Annotated in this window: 8 protein-coding genes; 4 read left to right on the top strand and 4 right to left on the bottom strand. The window is 64.1% G+C overall.

The annotated features are described in order from the left end of the window. Window positions 1-11: 11 nt before the first annotated feature. Genes atuC through QCBJ_RS27260 form a run of 3 tightly spaced genes read right to left on the bottom strand, consistent with a single transcriptional unit; the run spans window position 12 to window position 4,296 of the window. Window positions 12-1,628, bottom strand: a complete 1,617-nt coding sequence (gene atuC, locus QCBJ_RS27270; RefSeq protein ID WP_102061976.1) for a geranyl-CoA carboxylase subunit beta — start codon at window positions 1,626-1,628, stop codon at window positions 12-14. Between the two features lie 3 nt (window positions 1,629-1,631). Further along, window positions 1,632-2,504, bottom strand: a complete 873-nt coding sequence (locus tag QCBJ_RS27265; RefSeq protein WP_046036046.1) for an SDR family oxidoreductase — start codon at window positions 2,502-2,504, stop codon at window positions 1,632-1,634. A gap of 13 nt (window positions 2,505-2,517) precedes the next feature. After that, window positions 2,518-4,296 (bottom strand): acyclic terpene utilization AtuA family protein, encoded by a 1,779-nt coding sequence (locus tag QCBJ_RS27260; protein WP_102061975.1) that lies wholly within the window; start codon window positions 4,294-4,296, stop codon window positions 2,518-2,520. A 153-nt stretch (window positions 4,297-4,449) separates the two neighbouring features. Between QCBJ_RS27260 and QCBJ_RS27255 the strand changes: the two genes are divergently transcribed. Beyond that, a complete protein-coding gene (locus tag QCBJ_RS27255; RefSeq protein ID WP_015885151.1) occupies window positions 4,450-5,073 on the top strand; it encodes a TetR/AcrR family transcriptional regulator in 624 nt (207 codons plus the stop codon). Window positions 5,074-5,167: 94 nt separating this feature from the next. Beyond that, a complete protein-coding gene (locus tag QCBJ_RS27250) occupies window positions 5,168-5,956 on the top strand; it encodes an ABC transporter substrate-binding protein (RefSeq protein WP_093543728.1) in 789 nt (262 codons plus the stop codon). Between the two features lie 151 nt (window positions 5,957-6,107). Here QCBJ_RS27250 and QCBJ_RS27240 read toward each other — a convergent pair whose 3' ends face one another. Next, window positions 6,108-6,659 carry an RNA polymerase factor sigma-70 gene (locus QCBJ_RS27240; RefSeq protein WP_005789991.1) on the bottom strand — a complete coding sequence of 184 codons (552 nt, stop codon included), beginning with the start codon at window positions 6,657-6,659 and terminating at the stop codon, window positions 6,108-6,110. 301 nt (window positions 6,660-6,960) lie between these two features. Here QCBJ_RS27240 and QCBJ_RS27235 point away from each other — a divergent pair, with 301 nt between their 5' ends. Then, window positions 6,961-7,713 (top strand): thioesterase II family protein, encoded by a 753-nt coding sequence (locus QCBJ_RS27235; RefSeq protein WP_102061973.1) that lies wholly within the window; start codon window positions 6,961-6,963, stop codon window positions 7,711-7,713. 51 nt (window positions 7,714-7,764) lie between these two features. Then, a complete protein-coding gene (locus tag QCBJ_RS27230; RefSeq protein WP_102061972.1) occupies window positions 7,765-20,655 on the top strand; it encodes a non-ribosomal peptide synthetase in 12,891 nt (4,296 codons plus the stop codon). Window positions 20,656-20,717: the final 62 nt, after the last annotated feature.

Here is a 20,717-nt window from a genome sequence, read left to right as displayed (position 1 = left end):
TCGGGCGAAATTTAGAGACGCGCTACACCGAAGGTATTGGCTTGCAACTCACGCACCTCGGCCTCGTGGCAGATATCCAGCACAAAGCCCAGCAACGTCCGCGTATCCCGTGGATCAATCAGCCCGTCGTCCCACAGATTCGCGCTGCCATACAGCGCAGTGGACTGGCTGTCGAGCTTCTGCGCGGTGACCTGTTCCAGCATGTCCAGCACCTTGGGATCCGGCACCAGGCCATCCTTCAACTGCTTGGCTTCGGTGACGATACGCAGCACCTTGCCCGCCTGGGCGCCGCCCATCACCGCCGTGCGGCTATTGGGCCAGGCGAAGATGAAGCGTGGGTCCAGGCCACGGCCGCACATCGCATAATTGCCGGCGCCGTAGGAGCCGCCGACCACAATCGTGAGTTTAGGCACTCGCGCATTGGCCACCGCCTGGATCATCTTCGCGCCGTGCTTGATCACCCCTTGTTGCTCCGACTCGGTGCCTACCATGAAACCGGTGGTGTTGTGCAGGAACAGCAGCGGCGTGCGGCTCTGGTCGCACAGTTGGATAAACTGCGCGGCCTTGCTCGCACCCTTGGGTGTGATGGGGCCGTTGTTGCCGATCACCCCGACGGCACGCCCCTGGATATGCAGGTGGCCGCACACGGTGTGGGCGTCGAACTCGCCCTTGAATTCGAGGAAGTGCGAGCCGTCGGCCAGGCGGGCGAGGATTTCACGCACGTCGTAGGGTTTTTTCGGGTCATCCGGGATCAGGCCCAGTAGCTCTTCGATGGGGTACAGCGGCTCGGCGTAAGCGCGTTGGGGCGCCGGCGGCAGACGATCATTCCAGGGCAGCAGGCTGACAATCTCACGGGCGATGCGCACGCCGTCGGCGTCATTTTCCGCCAGGTATTCGGCGGTGCCGGCGGTTTGGGCGTGCATTTCGGCGCCCCCCAGTTCTTCGTCGGTGGCCACTTCGCCGGTCGCGGCTTTGAGCAGCGGCGGGCCCGCGAGGAACAGCTTGGCGCGGCCGCGCACCACCACCACGTAATCCGACAGCCCCGGCTGATAGGCGCCGCCCGCCGTGGCCGAGCCATGTACCACGGTGATTTGCGGCAAGCCCAGGGCCGACAGGCGCGCCTGGTTGGCGAAGCTGCGCGCACCCTCGACGAAAATTTCGGCGGCGTAGTTGAGGTTGGCACCGCCGCTTTCGGCGAGGGTCACCACCGGCAGTTTGTTCTCCATGGCGATCTGTTGCAGGCGCAGGGACTTTTTCAGGCCGGAAGGGGAAATAGTCCCGCCCTTGATCGCGCTGTTATTGGCCACCACCAGCATGCGCACGCCGCTGACGTAGCCGATGCCGGCGATCAACCCACCGCCGGCGGCGCTGCCGTCTTTGTCGTCGTGCAGCTTGTAGCCGGCCAGGCTGGCCAGTTCCAGGAACGGCGCGCCGGGGTCCAGCAGCAGGTTGAGGCGCTCGCGGGGCAGCAGTTGGCCGCGCTTGTCGAACTTGGGCTTGGCTTCCTGGGCCTTGGCGAGCAGGTTGTGTTCCAGTTGGTGCAGCTGGGCGATGGCCGCCAGCATGGCCTCGCGGTTTTGCGCGAACTGGGCGCTGTGGGCGTCGATCAAGGATTCAATCACCGGCATGGTTTATTGCTCCGCCTTGAGCACATCCGGCAGGTAGGCACGGTGGAAGCCATTGAAGGGCTCACTCGGCGCCTGCGCCTTGTGCAACGGCCAAGCGCGGCTGCCCAGGCTGGCGGCACCGTCGATGCGCAGGGTGCTGCCGCTGATAAAGGCGGCGGCGGGGCTGAGCAGGAACACGATGGCCGCGCTGACTTCCGACTCCGTGCCGATACGCTTGAGCGGCACGTGTTCGCGCAAGGTCGGGATCACCGCCTTGAACGCGCCTTCATAGGTGTCCATGCCGCTGGAGGCGATCCAGCCCGGCGCCACGGCGTTGACCCGCACGCCGGCATACCCCCATTCGAAGGCGGCGGTCTTGGTGAAGTTGTCCATGCCGGCGCGCGCCGCACCCGAGTGGCCCATGCCGGGCATACCGCCCCACATGTCGGCGAGCATGTTGACGATGGCGCCGCCGTGCTTGCTCATGGATTGGTTGAACACTTCCCGGGCCACCAGGAAACCGCCGACGAGGTTGGTGCGCAGAACGGTTTCGAAGCCTTTCTGGTTGATTGAAGCCAGTGGCGAGGGGTACTGGCCGCCGGCGTTATTCACCAAACCATGGAGTTGACCGTGGTCATTCAAGACCTGGCCAACCAGTGCCTTCACTGCTTCTTCTTCACGAATGTCGCAGGCGTGCCAATGGGCGATGCCACCGTCTTCAGCGATTTCCGTCGCGACCGCTTGCAGCTTTTCCGGCTTGCGTCCCACCAGAATCACCTGTGCACCCAGCGCCGCCAATTCATGTGCAGTGCAACGGCCGATGCCACTGCCTCCGCCGGTGACCATCACGGTTTGCCCCTGGAACAGGTCGGCTTTGAAGATTGAGTCGAAGGCCACGGCAACGCTCCTGTCAGTTGAGAAAATCGGCGATGTGTTGCGGCACGGCAATGGGGATGTCCAGCAGTTGCTGGGCGAAGGCTTTGCCTTGCGGGTCGATGCGCAGGCTGGCGATGCCGCCACCGCCCAAGGCGTTTTCCAGCAGGAAATTGAGGCTGTGGCTGCCGGGCAAATACCAGCGCTCGACGCGGCCGTGCACGGGGTCCAGCACGTGGCCCATCCAATCGACGATGACTTCCGGGGTCAGCGCCTCGGCGATCCACGGCAGGTAGTCGGGATCGCGCGCGATCACGCCGATGTTGCTGTGGTTACCCTTGTCGCCGGAACGCGCCACGGCCAGTTTCACCAGCGGCACGCTGGCGTCGGCGCGCCCTTGGGGCTTGGGCGGGGCTATCGGCGCGTCGGGCAGGGTGGGCGCATCGGCCATCGGCAATGCGCAGGCGTGGCGTTCGCCCTGGAAATCGATCAGCACGTCACAGGACGCCTTATCGATCAGGAACGAAAACAGCCTTATCAACGGGTACACCGTCGGCCGCCCGCCGACGATGCCGGTCAGGCCCGGGGCCATGCCGGTGGCGGCCTGGGCAATCTCGCGGGCGAACAGCACCAATGCCTGTTTGCTCGGGTGACGCACCGCCAGTTTCACCACCACTTCGCGGCAGTCCTGGCGCATCGCGTGGGCGCCGTAGGTGGCTTCGCTGCCGAGCAGTTCGATGTTCACTTCGGTATAAGGCGCCCAGCCGCGTTGGCAGAACAGTTCCGAGGTCTTGTTGATGATCGCCTGGCTGACCCGTTCGGCCTTGGCCACCGCATCGATGCCGGCGATCAGGCAACTGGCGGTGCAACGGAAACCGTCCGGGTACGTGGCGCTGACTTTGTACTGCTCGGTCGGCGGCGAGCCCTTGGCGCCGTGCAGGCGTACGCAGTGTTTGCCTTGCTGCTGCAACTTGACCTGGCTGAAGTCGCAGATCACATCCGGCAGCAGGTACGCGCGGGGGTCGCCGATTTCATACAGCAACTGTTCGGCCGCGCTGAGTTCGCTGATCAACCCGCCGGTGCCGTCGACCTTGTTGACGGTGAACTGGCCGTCGGCGCTGACCTCGACGATGGGAAAACCGATGTGCTCGTAGTCCGGCACGTCGCGCCAATCGGTGAAGTTGCCACCGGTGCACTGCGCGCCACATTCGATGATATGCCCGGCCAGTGCGGCCTGGGCGAGGCGGTCGTAGTCCTGCCATGACCAGTTGAATTCATGCACCAGCGCGGCGCTGACCACCGCGCTGTCCACCACCCGGCCGGTGATGACGATATCCGCCCCCAACTGCAGCGCCTGGGTAATGCCCGGTGCGCCCAGGTAGGCGTTGGCGGACACGCACATCGGCGGCAGCGGCGTGCCGTTGAACATGTCGGTGATGCCGTGCAATTGCTTGAGTTGGGGCTGCAGGTCATCGCCCAGCAGCACGGCGATTTTCAGTGCAACGCCTGCCTTGTCGCAGGCTGCTTGCAAGGCCGCGGCGCAGGCTTGGGGGTGGATGCCGCCGGCGTTGCTGATCACGCGAATGCCTTGGCGCTGGATTTCCGCCAGCAAGGGCGTAAGCACGTCGACAAAATCCGTGGCATAACCGGCCTGGGGATCTTTCATGCGCGCGCCGGCGAGGATCGACATCGTGACTTCCGCCAGGTAGTCGAAGACCAGGTAATCCAGCGCGCCGCCCTGTACCAATTGGGCGGCGGCGGTGCAGGTGTCGCCCCAGAAGGCGCTGGCGCAGCCGATACGAACCGTCTTGCTCATGAGAAATCCTTCCTCGAATGGCTGGTAGCGAGACTACCAAGCAAGCGCTTGGTTTGTAAACTCTGCGCACAAGTTTTAGCCAAGCGCTTGCTTGGGTGGCTGCCACGGCCTAAATTGCCGCCCAAGACGTCCGTGGAAGTAGAGGAGAGAGGCATGGATGAGCAAAAAGCCCTGCGGGTGATGCGCACCATGGTCGATGGCGGCCAGTTGACCGACCCCGACAGTGCCCGTGGCAAGCTGCTGCAAACCGCGGCCCACCTGTTTCGCAACAAGGGCTTCGAGCGCACCACCGTGCGCGACCTGGCCAGTGCGGTGGGCATTCAGTCCGGGAGCATCTTTCATCACTTCAAGAGCAAGGACGAGATCCTGCGCGCGGTGATGGAAGAAACCATCCACTACAACACGGCGATGATGCGCGCTTCGCTGGAAGAGGCGACCACTGTGCGCGAACGGGTGCTGGCGCTGATCCGTTGCGAATTGCAGTCGATCATGGGCGGCAGCGGCGAGGCCATGGCGGTGCTGGTGTACGAGTGGCGCTCGCTGTCGGCTGAAGGCCAGGCCCAGGTGCTGGCCCTGCGCGATGTGTATGAGGCGCTCTGGCTGCAAGTATTGGGCGAGGCCAAGGACGCCGGCTATATCCGCGGCGATGTGTTTATCGCCCGGCGGTTCCTCACCGGCGCCTTGTCCTGGACCACCACCTGGTTTCGCGCCGAGGGCAGCCTGACGCTTGAGCAGCTGGCCGAAGAAGCCCTGTTGATGGTTCTGAAAGCCGATTGAGACGCAAGCTATTAATTTGCCGATGGAAAGTTGTCTCGCCAGACAAAAACGCCTAGCTTATCGGCATTAGCGTTTTTGAACGGTGTGTGCCTTGATGTTTTCGCCATGGCGGCTGGCTGCAGGACTTACCTTTTGGGCACTGGGCACCGCGTGGTGGATGCCGGCTTCGGCTGCGCAATTAGTGCGCATCGGCGCGGCACATTTCCCTCCCTACACCGTGCGCCCCGAGCAGGGCGCCGACACCGGTTTGCTGCCGCAACTGGTCGAGGCCCTGAACGCCTCGCAAACCGACTACCAATTTGTCTTGGTGCCCACCTCCATTCCGCGACGCTTTCGCGATTTCGAGCAGGGCCGGGTCGATATGGCTATCTTCGAAAACCCTGACTGGGGCTGGCAGAAGATTCCCCACACCACCGTCGACATGGGCCTGGAAGACGCGGAAATCTTTGTCGCCCAGCGTGAGTCCGGTCGCGACCAAGGCTATTTCGCTGACCTCAACGGCAAACGCCTGGCGGTGTTCAGCGGTTATCACTACGCCTTCGCCAACTTCAACCCTGACCCCAAGTACATGGCCGAGCACTTCAATGCCACGTTGACCTACTCCCATGACAGCAACCTGCTGATGGTCGCGCGCGGGCGTGCCGACATCGCCTTGGTGACCCGTTCGTACCTGAGTGACTTTATGGTGCGCAACGCGGAGATGGCCGGGCAGTTCCTGGTGTCGGAACGCATCGACCAGGTGTATCACCATTACGCGTTGCTGCGCCCGAAAGCGCCGATCACGGGGGAGGCGTTTGCCGCGTTGCTCAAGCGCTTGCGTGACGATGGCGAGATGTTGAAGATTTTCGAGCCGTATCGCATTGATGTGATGCCCACGCCCTGACAGGTACAACACCGATCAAAAGTGTGGCGCGAGCTTGTGTGGGAGCTGGCTTGCCTGCGATAGCATCAACTCGGTGCAACTGAAAAACCGAGGTGCCTGCATCGCAGGCAAGCCAGCTCCCACATAAGGCGCACATTTCATCTGCTGGGGATCAAACCCTGCGCGCAAACGTATCGCTATGGCTGCCCGACACCTTGCGGCAGTGCACCAGCGCATCACGGATCATGAAGTTCACCAGGGTCGGCGAGACGCCCAGCTCCTTGGCGATGTCCTTTTGCGGCACGCCGTGCAGGCGGTACATCTCGAACGCGTAGCGGGTGCGCTGGGGCAGTTCGGTCAGCGCGTCGGCGATGTTTTCCAGGGTATTGAAATTAATGTGCGAGGTTTCCGGTGAAGCGCCGTGAATAACCACATTCAAGCCTTCCTCTTCCGTTCCGGAGTATTTGAGCTCCAGGGCCTGCTTGCGGTAGTGATCGATCGCCAGGTTGCGCACGATCTGGAACAGATAGCTCAATTGAGCCTTGAACGATGACGTGATCGTCGGCGCCGATTGCAGCCGGAAGTAGGCATCCTGCACTACGTCTTCGGCCCGCGAGCGGCACCCGGTAATGCGTGCCGCGATCTTCACCAGAATCAGCCGATTATCGACGAATGCCTGGAGAAGCGGTGAGTCGCACCTGCCTGTGGATACTTGTTCCGTCATGGAAATCACCTTGTCGCAAAAGAGGTTAGGGGAGGGCGTCCTTGCTGAGGCCTCCTACACATCGGGCAACAAATTATGCTTAATGATAATGATTGTCAAATGAGAAGGCGAACTAATCTTATGCTTTCTTGTTCGGTGTGAACCACGTCTCGCGCGTACCCGGCGACTAATTATTTGCCGGTGCCGTCCGTTCTTCTGGGTGACAGGTCCGTTAGCAAACGGCCAAGGATCCGCACCCGCAGGAGGACGAAATGGGTTTTTATCGTGCATACAGCGTGTTTCAGTTTGGCGTCGTGACGCGATGAGTACGCCGACTCGACTGCGCCTGTTCTGCCTGCCCTATTCGGGCGCCAGCGCCATGGTCTATGCGCGTTGGCGCCGTGCCCTGCCCGAGTGGTTGCAGGTGTGTCCGCTGGAATTACCCGGCCGCGGCATGCGCATGGACGAACCGCTGCAGCGCGATATCAAGGCCTTGGCCGCGCAGCTCGCCGACGAAATCAGCCGCGACTTGAACGGTCCCTACGCGTTGTTCGGCCACAGCCTTGGCGGCCTGCTCGCCTTTGAACTGGCGCACGCCTTGAGCGCTCGCGGTGTGCCCGCGCCGCTGGCGCTGTTTGCGTCCGGTACGGCCGGGCCGGCGCGTCGTGACGTCAGCGAATACGCCGTCGAAAAGACCGACGAACAACTCATCGCCCGTCTGCGCGAACTGCAGGGCACCGCCGAAGAAGCCCTGGCCAACCCCGAGTTGATGCAGTTGATGCTGCCGATCCTGCGCGCCGATTTCCTGCTGTGCGGCAGCTTTACCTACGGCGAGCGCGCACCGCTGGAGATCCCGATCCACGTGTTCGGCGGCAAACAGGACAGCGTGCGCGCCGACCAGTTGCTCGACTGGCAACTCGACGCCGCCAGTGGCTTTTCCCTGGACATGTTCGACGGTCACCACTTCTTCCTCATGCAGCACGAAAGTGCCGTGCTGCGCTGCCTGCGGCGCTACGCCGACGAACACCTGGCCCGCTGGCGCAATGGCGCGGCGCGGCAACTGGCCGCGGGCTAGACGCAACCTATTCCCCGAATTTCCCGTAAGCCGCTTTCAGGCAGGAACCCCATGATGGACGCCTTCGAACTTCCCCAAACGCTGGTCCACTCCCTTCAACGTCGCGCCGCGCAGACTCCGGACCAGGTCGCCCTGCGCTTCCTCGCCGAATCCGCCGAGCACAGCGTTGTACTCAGTTACCGCGACCTGGACCAGCGCGCCCGCACCATCGCCGCCGCCCTGCAAGCCAATGCGGACCTGGGCGACCGTGCGGTGCTGTTGTTCCCCAGCGGCCCGGATTACGTCGCGGCGTTCTTTGGTTGCCTGTACGCCGGGGTCATTGCGGTGCCGGCCTATCCGCCGGAATCCACCCGTCGCCACCATCAGGAACGCTTGCTGTCGATCATCAGCGATGCCGAACCACGCCTGTTGCTGACCATCGCCAGCTTCGCCGACGGCCTGGCGCAGATTGAAAACGCGCCGCCAGTATTGAGCGTCGATAGCCTTGAGAGTGCCGACAACTGGATCGCTCCCGACCTGCAGCCGGACGACATCGCCTTCCTGCAATACACCTCCGGTTCCACCGCGCTGCCCAAGGGCGTGCAAGTCAGCCATGGCAACCTGGTGGCCAACGAAGTGTTGATCCGTCGCGGTTTCGGCATTGACCTCAACCCGGATGACGTGATCGTCAGCTGGCTGCCGCTGTACCACGACATGGGCCTGATCGGCGGCCTGCTGCAACCGATTTTCAGTGGCGTGCCGTGCGTGCTGATGTCGCCGGCCTACTTCCTCGGCCGGCCGTTGCGCTGGCTCGAAGCGATCAGCGAATACGGTGGCACCATCAGCGGTGGCCCGGATTTCGCCTATCGCCTGTGCAGCGAGCGGGTCAGCGACTCGGCGCTGGAACGCCTGAACCTGAGCCAGTGGCGCGTGGCCTATTCCGGTTCCGAACCGATCCGCCTCGACACCCTGGAACGCTTCGCCGAGAAGTTCGCCACCTGCGGTTTTACCCCGAACAATTTCTTCGCCTCCTACGGCCTGGCCGAGGCGACCCTGTTTGTCGCCGGTGGCACGCGGGGCCATGGCATCCCCGCGCTGCGGGTCGACGAGCAGGCCCTGGCCGCCAATCGCGCCGAACCGGGGCAGGGCAGTGCAATCATGAGCTGTGGCACCCACCAGCCCGAGCATGCGGTCCTGATTGCCGACCCGCAGACCCTCACCGAACTGCCCGACAACCGCGTCGGCGAACTCTGGGCCAGCGGCCCAAGCATCGCCCACGGCTACTGGCGCAACCCCGAAGCCACCGCCAAGACCTTCGTGCAGCATGCCGGCCGTACCTGGCTGCGCACCGGCGACCTGGGGTTTATCCGTGACGGTGAGGTGTACATCACCGGCCGCCTGAAGGACCTGCTGATCGTGCGCGGCCACAACCTGTACCCGCAGGACATCGAGCAGACCATCGAGCGCGAAGTGGAAGTCGTGCGCAAAGGCCGGGTCGCGGCATTTGCAGTGAATGACCAAGGCCTGGAAGGTATTGGCATTGCCGCCGAAATCAGCCGCAGCGTGCAGAAAATCCTGCCGCCCGAAGCACTGATCAAGGCGATCCGCCAAACCGTTGCCGAGGCGTACCAGGAGGCGCCGAGCGTGGTGGTGCTGCTCAACCCTGGCGCCCTGCCGAAGACCTCCAGCGGCAAGGTGCAACGTGCGGCGTGCGCGCTGCGGCATGCCGATGGCAGCCTCGACAGCTATGCGCAGTTCCCTGATCTGCACGTGCAGGTCAGCGATGCAGCGTTGGGCTGCGAACTGCAAAACCAGATTGCCGCGATCTGGTGCGAGCAACTGCACGTCGCGACGGTCGCGGCCGATGACCATTTCTTCCTGCTCGGCGGCAACTCCATCACCGCCACCCAAGTGGTCGCGCGCCTGCGTGAAACACTCGGCCTGGAGCTGAACCTGCGCATGCTGTTCGAAGCGCCAACCCTGGAAGGCTTTGCCGCCAACGTTGCGCAGTTGCAACAGGATGGCGGTGTTGCCCAAGGCGCGATCCAACCCCTGTCACGCCAGGAAGACCTGCCCCAATCCCTTGCACAAAACCGCCTGTGGATCACTTGGCAACTGGACCCCCACAGCAGCGCCTACACCATCCCCGGCGCCCTGCGCCTGCGCGGCGAGCTGGATGAAGACGCCGTGCGCTTGAGCTTTCAACACCTGGTCCAGCGCCACGAAGCCCTGCGCACCCGCTTCTACGAACGCGACGGCCAGGCCTTCCAGCGCGTCGAGGCCAAGGCGGATTTCGAGCTGCAAGTCATCGACCTCAGCGACCTGCCCGCTGCCGAGCGTGAAACCCGCGCGCAGCAGATCCGCGAAGACGAAGCACGCACCCAGTTCGACCTGGAAAAGGGCCCGCTGCTGTGGGTGACCCTGGTGCGCCTGGACGATGAGGATCACCAGCTGTTGGTGACGCTTCACCACATCATCGCCGACGGCTGGTCGCTCAACATCCTCATCGACGAATTCTCGCGCCTTTACGCCGCCGCCGCCCAGGGCCAAACCCTGGAGCTGCCACCGCTGGCCCTGCAATACGCCGACTACGGCAGTTGGCAGCGCCAATGGCTGGCCGAAGGCGAAGGCCAGCGCCAACTGGCGTACTGGAAAGCGCAGTTGGGTGAAGAGCATCCCACCCTGAGCCTGGCCACCGACCACCCGCGCTCGGCACACCACCGTCACACAGCTTCACGCCACACGGTACGTCTTGGTGTGAGCCTCAGCGAAGCGATTCGCCAGACCGCCCAGGCCCACGAATCCACACCCTTCATGCTGTTGCTGGCAGCCTTCCAGAGCCTGCTCTACCGCTACAGTGGCCAGCGCGATATCCGCATCGGCGTGCCCAACGCCAACCGTCCGCGCCAGGAAACCCAAGGCCTGGTCGGCTTCTTCATCAACACGCAGGTCATGCGGGCCGAGCTGGACGGGCGCCTGCCGTTCAGCGAGCTGTTGGCCGCGACACGCCAGGCGGCATTGGGCGCCCAGGCCCATCAGGACCTGCCCTTCGAACAGTTGCTGGAAGCTTTCCCGCAAGCTCGCGAACAGGGCCTGTTTCAGGTCATGTTCAACCACCAGCAACGCGACCTCAGCGCCTTGCGCCGTCTACCGGGCATGCTCGCCGACGAACTGCCATGGCACAGCCGTGACGCCAAGTTCGACCTGCAATTGCACAGCGAAGAAGACCGCAACGGGCGCCTGAGCCTGTCGTTCGACTACGCCGACGAGCTGTTCGACAGCGCGACCGTCCAGCGCTTGGCCGAGCACTTCATCAACCTGTTGCAAGCCGCGTGTGACCAGCCGCAGCAAGCCATCGGCGATCTAAAGCTGATGCAGGAAGACGAGCAGCAGCCGTGGAGCGAAGCACCTTGCACACCTGCCCAGCAATGGCTGCCGGAGCTGCTCAATAGGCACACCTCGGACAACATCGCGCTGGTCTGGCAGGGCGGCAGCCTGACCTTCGCCCAACTGCACACCCAGGCCAACCGCCTGGCCCACTACCTGCGCGACAAAGGTGTCGGCCCGGACGTGTGCGTGGCCATCGCCGCCGAGCGCTCGCCGCACCTGCTGATCGGCCTGCTGGCGATCATCAAGGCCGGTGGCGCCTACGTGCCGCTGGACCCGGATTACCCCGCCGAGCGCCTGGCCTACATGCTTAAAGACAGTGGCGTCCACCTGCTGCTGACCCAGACCGCATTGCTGGAACAGGTGCCGAGCGCCGACGGCGTGTGCGTGATTGCGATGGACAGCCTGCACCTCGACAGCTGGCCCACCCAGCCACCCGGCTTGCACCTGCACGGCGATAACCTCGCCTACGTGATCTACACCTCCGGCTCCACCGGCCAGCCCAAAGGCGTGGGCAACACGCATGCGGCATTGGCCGAGCGCTTGCAGTGGATGCAGGCCACCTATCCACTCAACGACACCGATGTGCTGCTGCAAAAGGCGCCGATCAGTTTCGACGTGTCGGTGTGGGAATGCTTCTGGCCGCTGATCACCGGCTGCCGACTGGTACTCGCCGGCCCTGGTGAACATCGCGACCCGCATCGCATTGCGCAGTTGGTGCAGGCACACGGCGTGACCACGCTGCACTTTGTGCCGCCGCTGTTGCAGTTGTTTATCGACGAACCGCAGGTGGCCGAATGCACCAGCCTGCGCCGCCTGTTCTCCGGCGGCGAAGCCTTGCCCGCCGAACTGCGCAACCGCGTCCTGGCGCAGTTGCCGGCGGTGCAATTGCACAACCGTTATGGTCCGACCGAAACCGCGATCAACGTGACCCACTGGCACTGCCGCGCGGAAGACGGCGAGCGCTCGCCGATTGGGCGTCCCCTGGGCAATGTGATCTGCCGTGTGCTGGACGAGCAACTCAACCCCGTGCCACTGGGTGTGCCGGGTGAATTGTGCATCGGCGGCATTGGCCTGGCCCGGGGTTACCTCGGCCGCGCCGGGTTGACGGCTGAACGCTTCGTTGCCGACCCCTATGGTGAGGCGGGCGCGCGCCTGTACCGCACCGGTGACCGTGCCCGTTTCAACGCCGAGGGTGTGATCGAGTACCTTGGGCGCCTCGACCAGCAGGTCAAGCTGCGTGGCTTCCGTGTGGAGCCGGAAGAAATCGAAGCGCGCATGCTTGCCCTGGAGGGCATCGCCCAAGCTGTGGTGCTGGTGCGTGATGCACAGCTGATCGGCTACTACACCGCCCCTGCCGAGCTGGACGAACACCACGTCAAGAGCTCCCTGGCCGCCGAGCTGCCGGAGTACATGGTGCCCGCGCTATTGATGCGCCTGGACGCCATGCCCCTTAGCCCCAGCGGCAAGCTGGACCGTCGCGCGCTGCCGGAGCCGGTGTGGCACGTGCGTGAACATGTCGAGCCCGAGACCCCGCTGCAACAGCAGATCGCCGCCATCTGGCGCGAAGTCCTCGGCTTGCCCAGCATCGGCCTGCGCGATGACTTCTTCGCCCTTGGCGGCCACTCGTTGCTGGCCACGCAAATCATCTCCCGCACCCGCCAGGCGTGTGACGTCGAACTGCCGTTACGGACCTTGTTTGAAGCCAGCGAGTTGGGCGCTTTTGCCGAGCAGGTCGGCCTGATCCAGGCGTCGGGCCAACGCAACCAACAGACCGCCATCGCCAAGGTCGACCGCAGCCAACCGGTGCCGCTGTCCTATTCCCAGCAGCGCATGTGGTTCCTGTGGCAGATGGAACCGGACAGCCCTGCCTACAACGTCGGCGGTATGGCGCGCCTGCGTGGCGTGCTGGATGTGGGGCGTTTCGAGGCGGCGCTCCAGGCCTTGATCATACGTCACGAAACCCTGCGCACCACGTTCCCGAGTGTCGACGGCGTGGCCTGTCAGAAGGTCTCGGCCCAGACCGGCCTGCGCATGGACTGGCAGGACTTCTCCGCGCTGGACGAAGCCGAACGCCAGTCACGGTTGCAGCAATTGGCGGATCACGAGGCGCATACGCCGTTCAACCTGGAAACCGGACCGTTGCTGCGAGCCTGCCTGGTCAAGGCCGCCGAGCGCGAACACTACCTGGTGCTGACCCTGCACCACATCGTCACCGAAGGCTGGGCCATGGACATCTTTGCCCGTGAACTCAGCGCGTTGTATGAAGCCTTTATCGACGAGCGCCTGTCACCGCTGGCGCCGCTGCCGGTGCAGTACCTCGATTACAGCGTGTGGCAACGCCAGTGGATGGAAGCGGGTGAGCGTCAGCGTCAGTTGGACTATTGGACCCAGCAGCTGGGTACGGAACATCCGTTGCTGGAACTGCCCGGCGACCGCCCACGTCCGCCGGTACAAAGCCATCGGGGCGAGCTGTACCGCTTCGACCTCAGCGATGACCTGGCGGCCCGCGTGCGGGCCTTCAACGCCGAACGTGGCCTGACCCTGTTCATGACCATGACCGCCACCCTGGCCGTGTTGCTCTACCGCTACAGCGGCCAGACCGACCTGCGCATCGGTGCCCCTGTGGCCAACCGTATTCGCCCGGAAAGCGAAGGGCTGATCGGCGCTTTCCTCAATACCCAGGTGCTGCGTTGCCAGCTCAGTGGGCAGATGAACGTCGCTGAGTTGTTCGAACAGGTGCGCCACACCGTCATCGAAGGCCAGTCCCACCAGGACCTGCCGTTCGATCACCTGGTGGAAGCCCTGCAGCCGCCGCGCAGTGCGGCGTACAACCCGCTGTTCCAAGTGATGTGCAATGTGCAGCGCTGGGAGTTCCAGCAGAGCCGCCAACTGGCCGGCATGACCGTCGAGTACCTGGCCAACGATGCGCGCGCGACCAAGTTCGACCTCAACCTGGAGGTCACCGACCTCGATCATCGCCTGGGCTGCTGCCTGACCTACAGCACCGACCTGTTCGACGAGCCGCGCATTGCGCGCATGGCTGAACATTGGCGCAACCTGTTGGAAGCCTTGATCGCCAACCCGCAACAACGCCTCAGCGAACTGCCGTTGCTGACCGCCGCCGAGCAACGCGCCTTGCAGGACAGCCTGGGCATCGAGGCGGGCGAGCACCGTCTCGACCAGTGCATTCATCAACTGTTCAGCCAGCAAGCGGCAGCCCGTGGCGATGCGCCGGCGCTGACCTTTGCCGGTGAAACCCTGAGCTACCGCGAACTCGACGCCCGCGCCAACCGCCTGGCCTGGATGCTGCGCGAGCGTGGCGTCGGACCGCAGGTGCGCGTGGGCCTGGCGCTGCCGCGCTCGCTGGAAATGGTGATCGGCCTGCTGGCGATCCTCAAGGCCGGCGGCGCCTATGTGCCGCTGGACCCGGAATACCCGCTGGACCGTCTGCACTACATGATCGAAGACAGTGACGTCGGCCTGCTGCTCAGCGATGCGGCGATGTTCGAAGCCCTCGGCGAATTGCCCGCGAGCGTGGCGTGCTGGTGCCTCGAAGATGACCTGCCGGTGCTCGCCAACTACCCGGCCGATGAGCCGCCCTTTATCAGCCTGCCGCAGCACCAGGCGTACTTGATCTACACCTCCGGCTCCACCGGCAAGCCGAAAGGCGTGGTGGTGTCCCACGGTGAAATCGCCATGCATTGCGCGGCGGTGATCGAGCGCTTTGGCATGCGCCCTGATGACTGCGAGTTGCACTTCTATTCGATCAACTTCGACGCTGCCACCGAACGCTTGCTGGTGCCGCTGCTCAGCGGCGCGCAGGTGGTATTGCGTGCCCAGGGCCAGTGGGATGCAGAAGAAATCTGCACGCTGATCCGCACCCATCGCATCAACATTCTGGGCTTCACGCCGAGCTATGGCAGCCAGTTGGCGCAATGGCTGGCGACCCAGCAGCAGACCTTGCCGGTGCGCATGTGCATCACCGGTGGCGAAGCGCTCACTGGCGAACACCTGCAGCGCATCCGCGCCGCGTTCCAGCCGCAGGTGTTTTTCAACGCCTACGGCCCGACAGAAACGGTGGTGATGCCGCTGGCCAGCCTCGCGCCCGAGCAGTTGGAGGAGGGCGCTGCGAGCGTGCCGATCGGCAGCATTATCGGTGACCGCGTGGCCTATATTCTCGACGCCGACCTGGCGTTGGTGCCGCAAGGCGCGACCGGCGAGTTGTACGTCGGTGGAGCGGGTCTCGCCCAGGGTTATCACCAGCGTCCGGGCATGACCGCCGAGCGGTTTGTCGCCGACCCGTTTACCCACAATGGCGGGCGCCTGTACCGCACCGGCGACCTGGTGCGCCAACGCGGCGATGGCCTGGTGGAGTACCTGGGGCGTATCGACCATCAGGTGAAGATTCGCGGTTTCCGTATTGAACTGGGCGAGATCGAGACCCGCCTGTTGGAACACGCGGCCGTGCGCGAAGCCGTGGTGCTGGCGCTGGATGCGCCGAGTGGCAAACAGTTGGTGGCGTACCTGGTCAGCGATGCCGAGCACGGCGCATTACGCGATGCGCTCAAGGCTCACCTCAAGGCGCAACTGCCGGACTACATGGTGCCCGCGCACCTGATTGTGCTCGACAGCATGCCGCTGACCGCCAACGGCAAACTCGACCGTCGCGCTTTGCCGCAGCCGGACCCGGAAGCCAACCGCCAACAATACGTGGCCCCGCGCAACGAACTTGAAAGCACGTTGGCCGCCATCTGGTGCGCTGTGTTGAATGTGCAGCAAGTCGGTCTCGACGATAACTTCTTTGAGCTGGGCGGCGACTCGATCCTGTCGATCCAGGTGGTCAGCCGTGCGCGGCAGGCCGGGATTCACTTCAGCCCCCGCGACCTGTTCCAGCACCAGACCGTGCAAACCCTGGCGGCGGTCGCCACGCGCTCCGAGCAGGTCACGGCCGAACAGGGTGTGTTGACCGGCACCTCCGGACTGACGCCGATCCAGCACTGGTTCTTCGACACTGAGATCCCACAGCGCCAACACTGGAACCAGGCGCTGGTCCTCAAGCCGCTGCAACTGCTGGTGCCGCATCGCCTGGAGCAAGCCTTGCTGGCGGTGCTGGAACACCACGACGCCCTGCGCCTGAGCTTCTCCCAGCGTGACGCGCACTGGCATGCCGAGCACCTGGCCGTGCCGCAAGGCGGCGTACTGAAGCAGGCGCAAGTGCGCGATATGGCGCAATGCACCGCGCTGTTCACCGACACCCAACGCAGCCTCGACCTGCAACACGGCCCGCTGCTGCGCGCCTTGCTGGTGGACGGGCCCGAGGGGCAGCAACGCCTGCTGATCGCGATCCATCACCTGGTGGTGGACGGCGTGTCGTGGCGGGTCTTGCTGGAAGATTTGCAAACGGTTTACCGCCAGTTGAGCGACGGCCAGTCCGTCAGCCTGCCGGCCAAGACCAGCGCCCTGCGTGAGTGGGCCGCGCGTTTGCAGGCCTACGCCGGCAGTGAATCCCTGCGTGAAGAATTGAGCGTCTGGCAAGCGCAGTTGGCGGGCCCTGATGTGGCGTTGCCGGTGGCCCGCCCGCAAGGTTCGCTGCGCAACCGCGATGCCGACACCGTCAGCGTGCGCCTGGATGCCGAGCATACGCGTCAGCTATTGCAACAGGCTCCGAGCGCCTACCGCACCCAGGTCAACGATCTGCTGCTGACGGCCTTGGCCCGTGTGCTGTGCCGCTGGAGCGGCCACGCGTCGGCGCTGATCCAGTTGGAAGGCCACGGCCGCGAAAGCCTGTTCGATGACATCGACCTGACCCGCAGCGTCGGCTGGTTCACCAGCGCCTACCCGCTGCGCCTCACTCCGCACGCTGCTCAGGGCGACTCGATCAAGGCGATCAAGGAACAACTGCGCTCTGTACCGCATAAAGGCTTGGGCTACGGCGTGCTGCGCTACCTGGCCGATGATCTGTGCCAACAGAGCATGGCCGTCTTGCCGAGCGCGCAGATCACCTTCAACTACCTCGGCCAGTTCGACCAGAGCTTCGGCGCCGATGCGCTGTTCCACCCCTTGGATGAATCCGCAGGCCTGGCCCATGACCCGGACGCGCCGCTGCCTAACGAGTTGAGCGTCGACAGCCAGGTCTACGGCGGCGAGTTGGTGCTGCGCTGGACCTTCAGCCGTGAACGCTTCGATCACGCTACCGTGCGCGAATTGGCCGAGGCGTATCTGGCCGAACTGCACAGCCTGACCCAGCACTGCCTGCAGGACGATGCCGGTGGCCTTACGCCGTCCGACTTCCCGCTGGCCCACCTGAGCCAGGTGCAACTCGACAGCTTGCCGGTACCGGCCACCGTTATCGAAGACGTCTACCCGCTGACCCCGATGCAGGAAGGCCTGTTGCTGCATACCCTGCTGGAGCCGGGCACCGGCCTCTACTACATGCAGGACCGCTACCGCATCAACAGCGCCCTGGACCCCGAGCGTTTCGCCCAGGCCTGGCAGGCGGTGATCGCCCGTCACGAAGCCCTGCGTGCCTCGTTCTGCTGGAACGTCGGCGAAGACATGCTGCAAGTGATCCACAAACCGGGCAGCACGCCGATCGAGTATCTGGACTGGAGTGCTGACCCGGAAAGCGAACAGGAACCGCGCCTGCAAGCGCTGCTCAAGCAAGAGCGCGAGGCCGGTTTTGATCTGCTCAACCAGGCACCGTTCCACCTGCGCCTGATCCGTGTTGGCGCCGAACGCTACTGGTTCATGATGAGCAACCACCACATCCTCATCGATGCCTGGTGCCGTTCGTTGCTGATGAATGACTTCTTCGAGATCTACATGGCCCTCGGCGAAGGCCGCGAAGCGCAACTGGCCACACCGCCGCGTTATCGCGACTACATCGCCTGGCTGCAACGCCAGAACCTCAACGAGGCTCGCCAGTGGTGGCAGCAGAACCTGCAAGGGTTCGAGCGCACCACGCCGATCCCGAGCGACCGGCCGTTCCTGCGTGAGCACGCGGGTCACAGCGGCGGCATGGTGGTGGGCGATTGCTACACCCGTCTCGACGCCTGCGATGGAGCACAACTGCGCGAACTGGCCCAGGCCCATCAGCTGACCGTCAATACCTTCGCCCAGGCGGCGTGGGCGCTGGTGCTGCGGCGCCTGAGCGGTGATCGCGACGTGCTGTTCGGCGTCACCGTGGCCGGGCGTCCGGTGGAGATGCCCGAGATGCAACGCACCGTCGGCCTGTTCATCAACAGCATCGCGCTGCGGGTAAAACTGCCCGAGGACGACCAGCCTTGCAGCGTGCGCCAGTGGTTGAGCGGCCTGCTCGACAGCAATATGCAACTGCGCGAGTACGAATACCTGCCGCTGGTGACGATCCAGGAACACAGCGAACTGCCCAAGGGCCAGCCGCTGTTCGACAGCCTGTTCGTGTTCGAAAATGCCCCGGTGGAAGTCTCGGTGCTGGACCGCGCACACAGCCTGAATGCCACCTCGGACTCCGGCCGCACCCACACCAACTTCCCGCTGACTGCCGTGTGTTATCCGGGCGATGACCTCGGTTTGCACCTGTCCTACGACCAACGCTACTTCGACGAAACCACCGTGCAAGGCATGCTTGGCGAGTTCAAGCGCCTGCTGCTGGCGCTGGTGCAGGGCTTCCACGGCGACATGGCCGACCTGCCGCTGATTGGCGAGCAGGAGCGCGAGTTCCTGGTGGATGGTTGTAACCAGAGCGAACATCAGTATCCGCTGGAGCGCAGCTACATCGAGCTGTTCGAAGAGCAGGTGGCCGCGCATCCGCAGCGCGTCGCCGCCAGTTGCCTCGACCAGCAATGGACCTATGACGAACTGAACCGTCGCAGCAACGGCCTGGGCCACGCGCTTATCGCAGCGGGTGTCGGTCTCGATCAACCGGTGGCGCTGCTCGCCGAACGCAACCTCGACCTGCTGGGCATGATCATCGGCAGCTTCAAGGCCGGTGCCGGCTACCTGCCGCTCGACCCGGGCCTGCCGAGCCAGCGTTTGCGCAGCATCATCGACTTGAGCCGCACGCCGTTGCTGGTCTGCACCGAGGCGTGCCGCGAGCAGGCCATCGAGTTGCTGGACGGTTTCGACTGCCAACTGCTGGTGTGGGAAGAAATACCGGCGCGTGGCGAAAACCCCGGCCTCTACAGCGGCCCGGACAACCTCGCCTATGTGATCTATACCTCGGGCTCCACCGGCCTGCCCAAGGGTGTGATGGTGGAACAGCGCGGCATGCTCAATAACCAGTTGAGCAAGGTGCCGTACCTGGCCTTGAGCGACGCGGATGTGATTGCGCAAACCGCTTCGCAGAGCTTCGATATTTCGGTGTGGCAATTCCTCGCCGCGCCGCTGTTCGGCGCACGGGTGGATATTGTGCCGAACACCCTCGCCCACGATCCACAGGGCCTGCTGGAACATGTGCAGGCCCAGGGCATCACCGTGCTGGAAAGCGTACCGTCGCTGATCCAGGGTATGTTGGCCCAGGACCGTATCAGCCTGGACGGCCTGCGCTGGATGCTGCCGACCGGTGAAGCCATGCCGCCGGAACTGGCGCACCAATGGCTGCTGCGCTACCCGCAGATAGGTTTGGTGAACGCGTATGGCCCGGCGGAATGCTCGGACGATGTGGCGTTTTACTGCGTCGACCTGGCCTCGACCCGTGGCACTTACCTGCCGATCGGCACGCCGACCGACAACAACCGTTTGTACCTGCTCGATGGTGCATTGGAGCTGGTGCCGCAAGGTGCTGTCGGCGAGTTGTGTGTCGCCGGGACCGGCGTCGGTCGCGGTTACGTCAGCGACCCGCTGCGCACCGCGCCGGTGTTTGTGCCGAACCCGTTCGGTGCACCCGGCGAACGCCTCTACCGCACCGGTGACCTGGCGCGCCGCCGCAGTGACGGTGTGCTGGAGTATGTTGGTCGCGTCGACCACCAGGTGAAGATTCGCGGCTACCGCATCGAACTGGGTGAAATCGAAGCGCGCCTGCACGAACAACCGGAAGTGCGCGATGCGGCGGTGGGCGTGCAGGAAGGCGTCAACGGCAAGCATCTGGTCGGCTATCTGGTAGCCGCGGATGCAGCACTGAACCCAGGCGAGCGCCTGGACCGCATCAAGCAACGCCTGCGTGCCGAACTGCCGGAATACATGGTGCCGCTGCACTGGCTATGGCTCGACCGCCTGCCGCTCAACGCCAACGGCAAACTCGACCGCAAGGTCCTGCCGGCGCTGGAGATCGGCCAGTTGCACAGCCAGGACTACCTGGCACCGCGCAACGAACTGGAAACCACCCTGGCCGCTATCTGGGCCGAGGTGCTGAAAGTCGACAGGGTAGGGGTGCAGGACAACTTCTTTGAACTGGGCGGGCATTCGTTGCTGGCCACGCAGATTGCCTCGCGGGTGCAGAAAACCCTGCAACGGGATGTGCCGCTGCGGGCGATGTTTGAGTGCAGCACGGTGGCGGAGTTGGCTGAGTATATCGAGGGGTTGGCGGCGAATGAGATCAGTGCCGAGAAGGTGGATCGGTTGAGTGATTTGATGGCGGAGTTGGAGGGGTTTTGAGGCGGCCGTTGGTCGGCTACGGCGTGGAATTTCGTCAGAACTGTTAACTCTGACAGTAGGCA

Source organism: Pseudomonas sp. QC2, from assembly GCF_002859085.1.
Lineage (GTDB): Bacteria > Pseudomonadota > Gammaproteobacteria > Pseudomonadales > Pseudomonadaceae > Aquipseudomonas > Aquipseudomonas petroselini.
The sequence above is the reverse complement of the archived record's forward strand: the minus strand, read 5'-3'. Positions and strand labels throughout refer to the sequence as shown.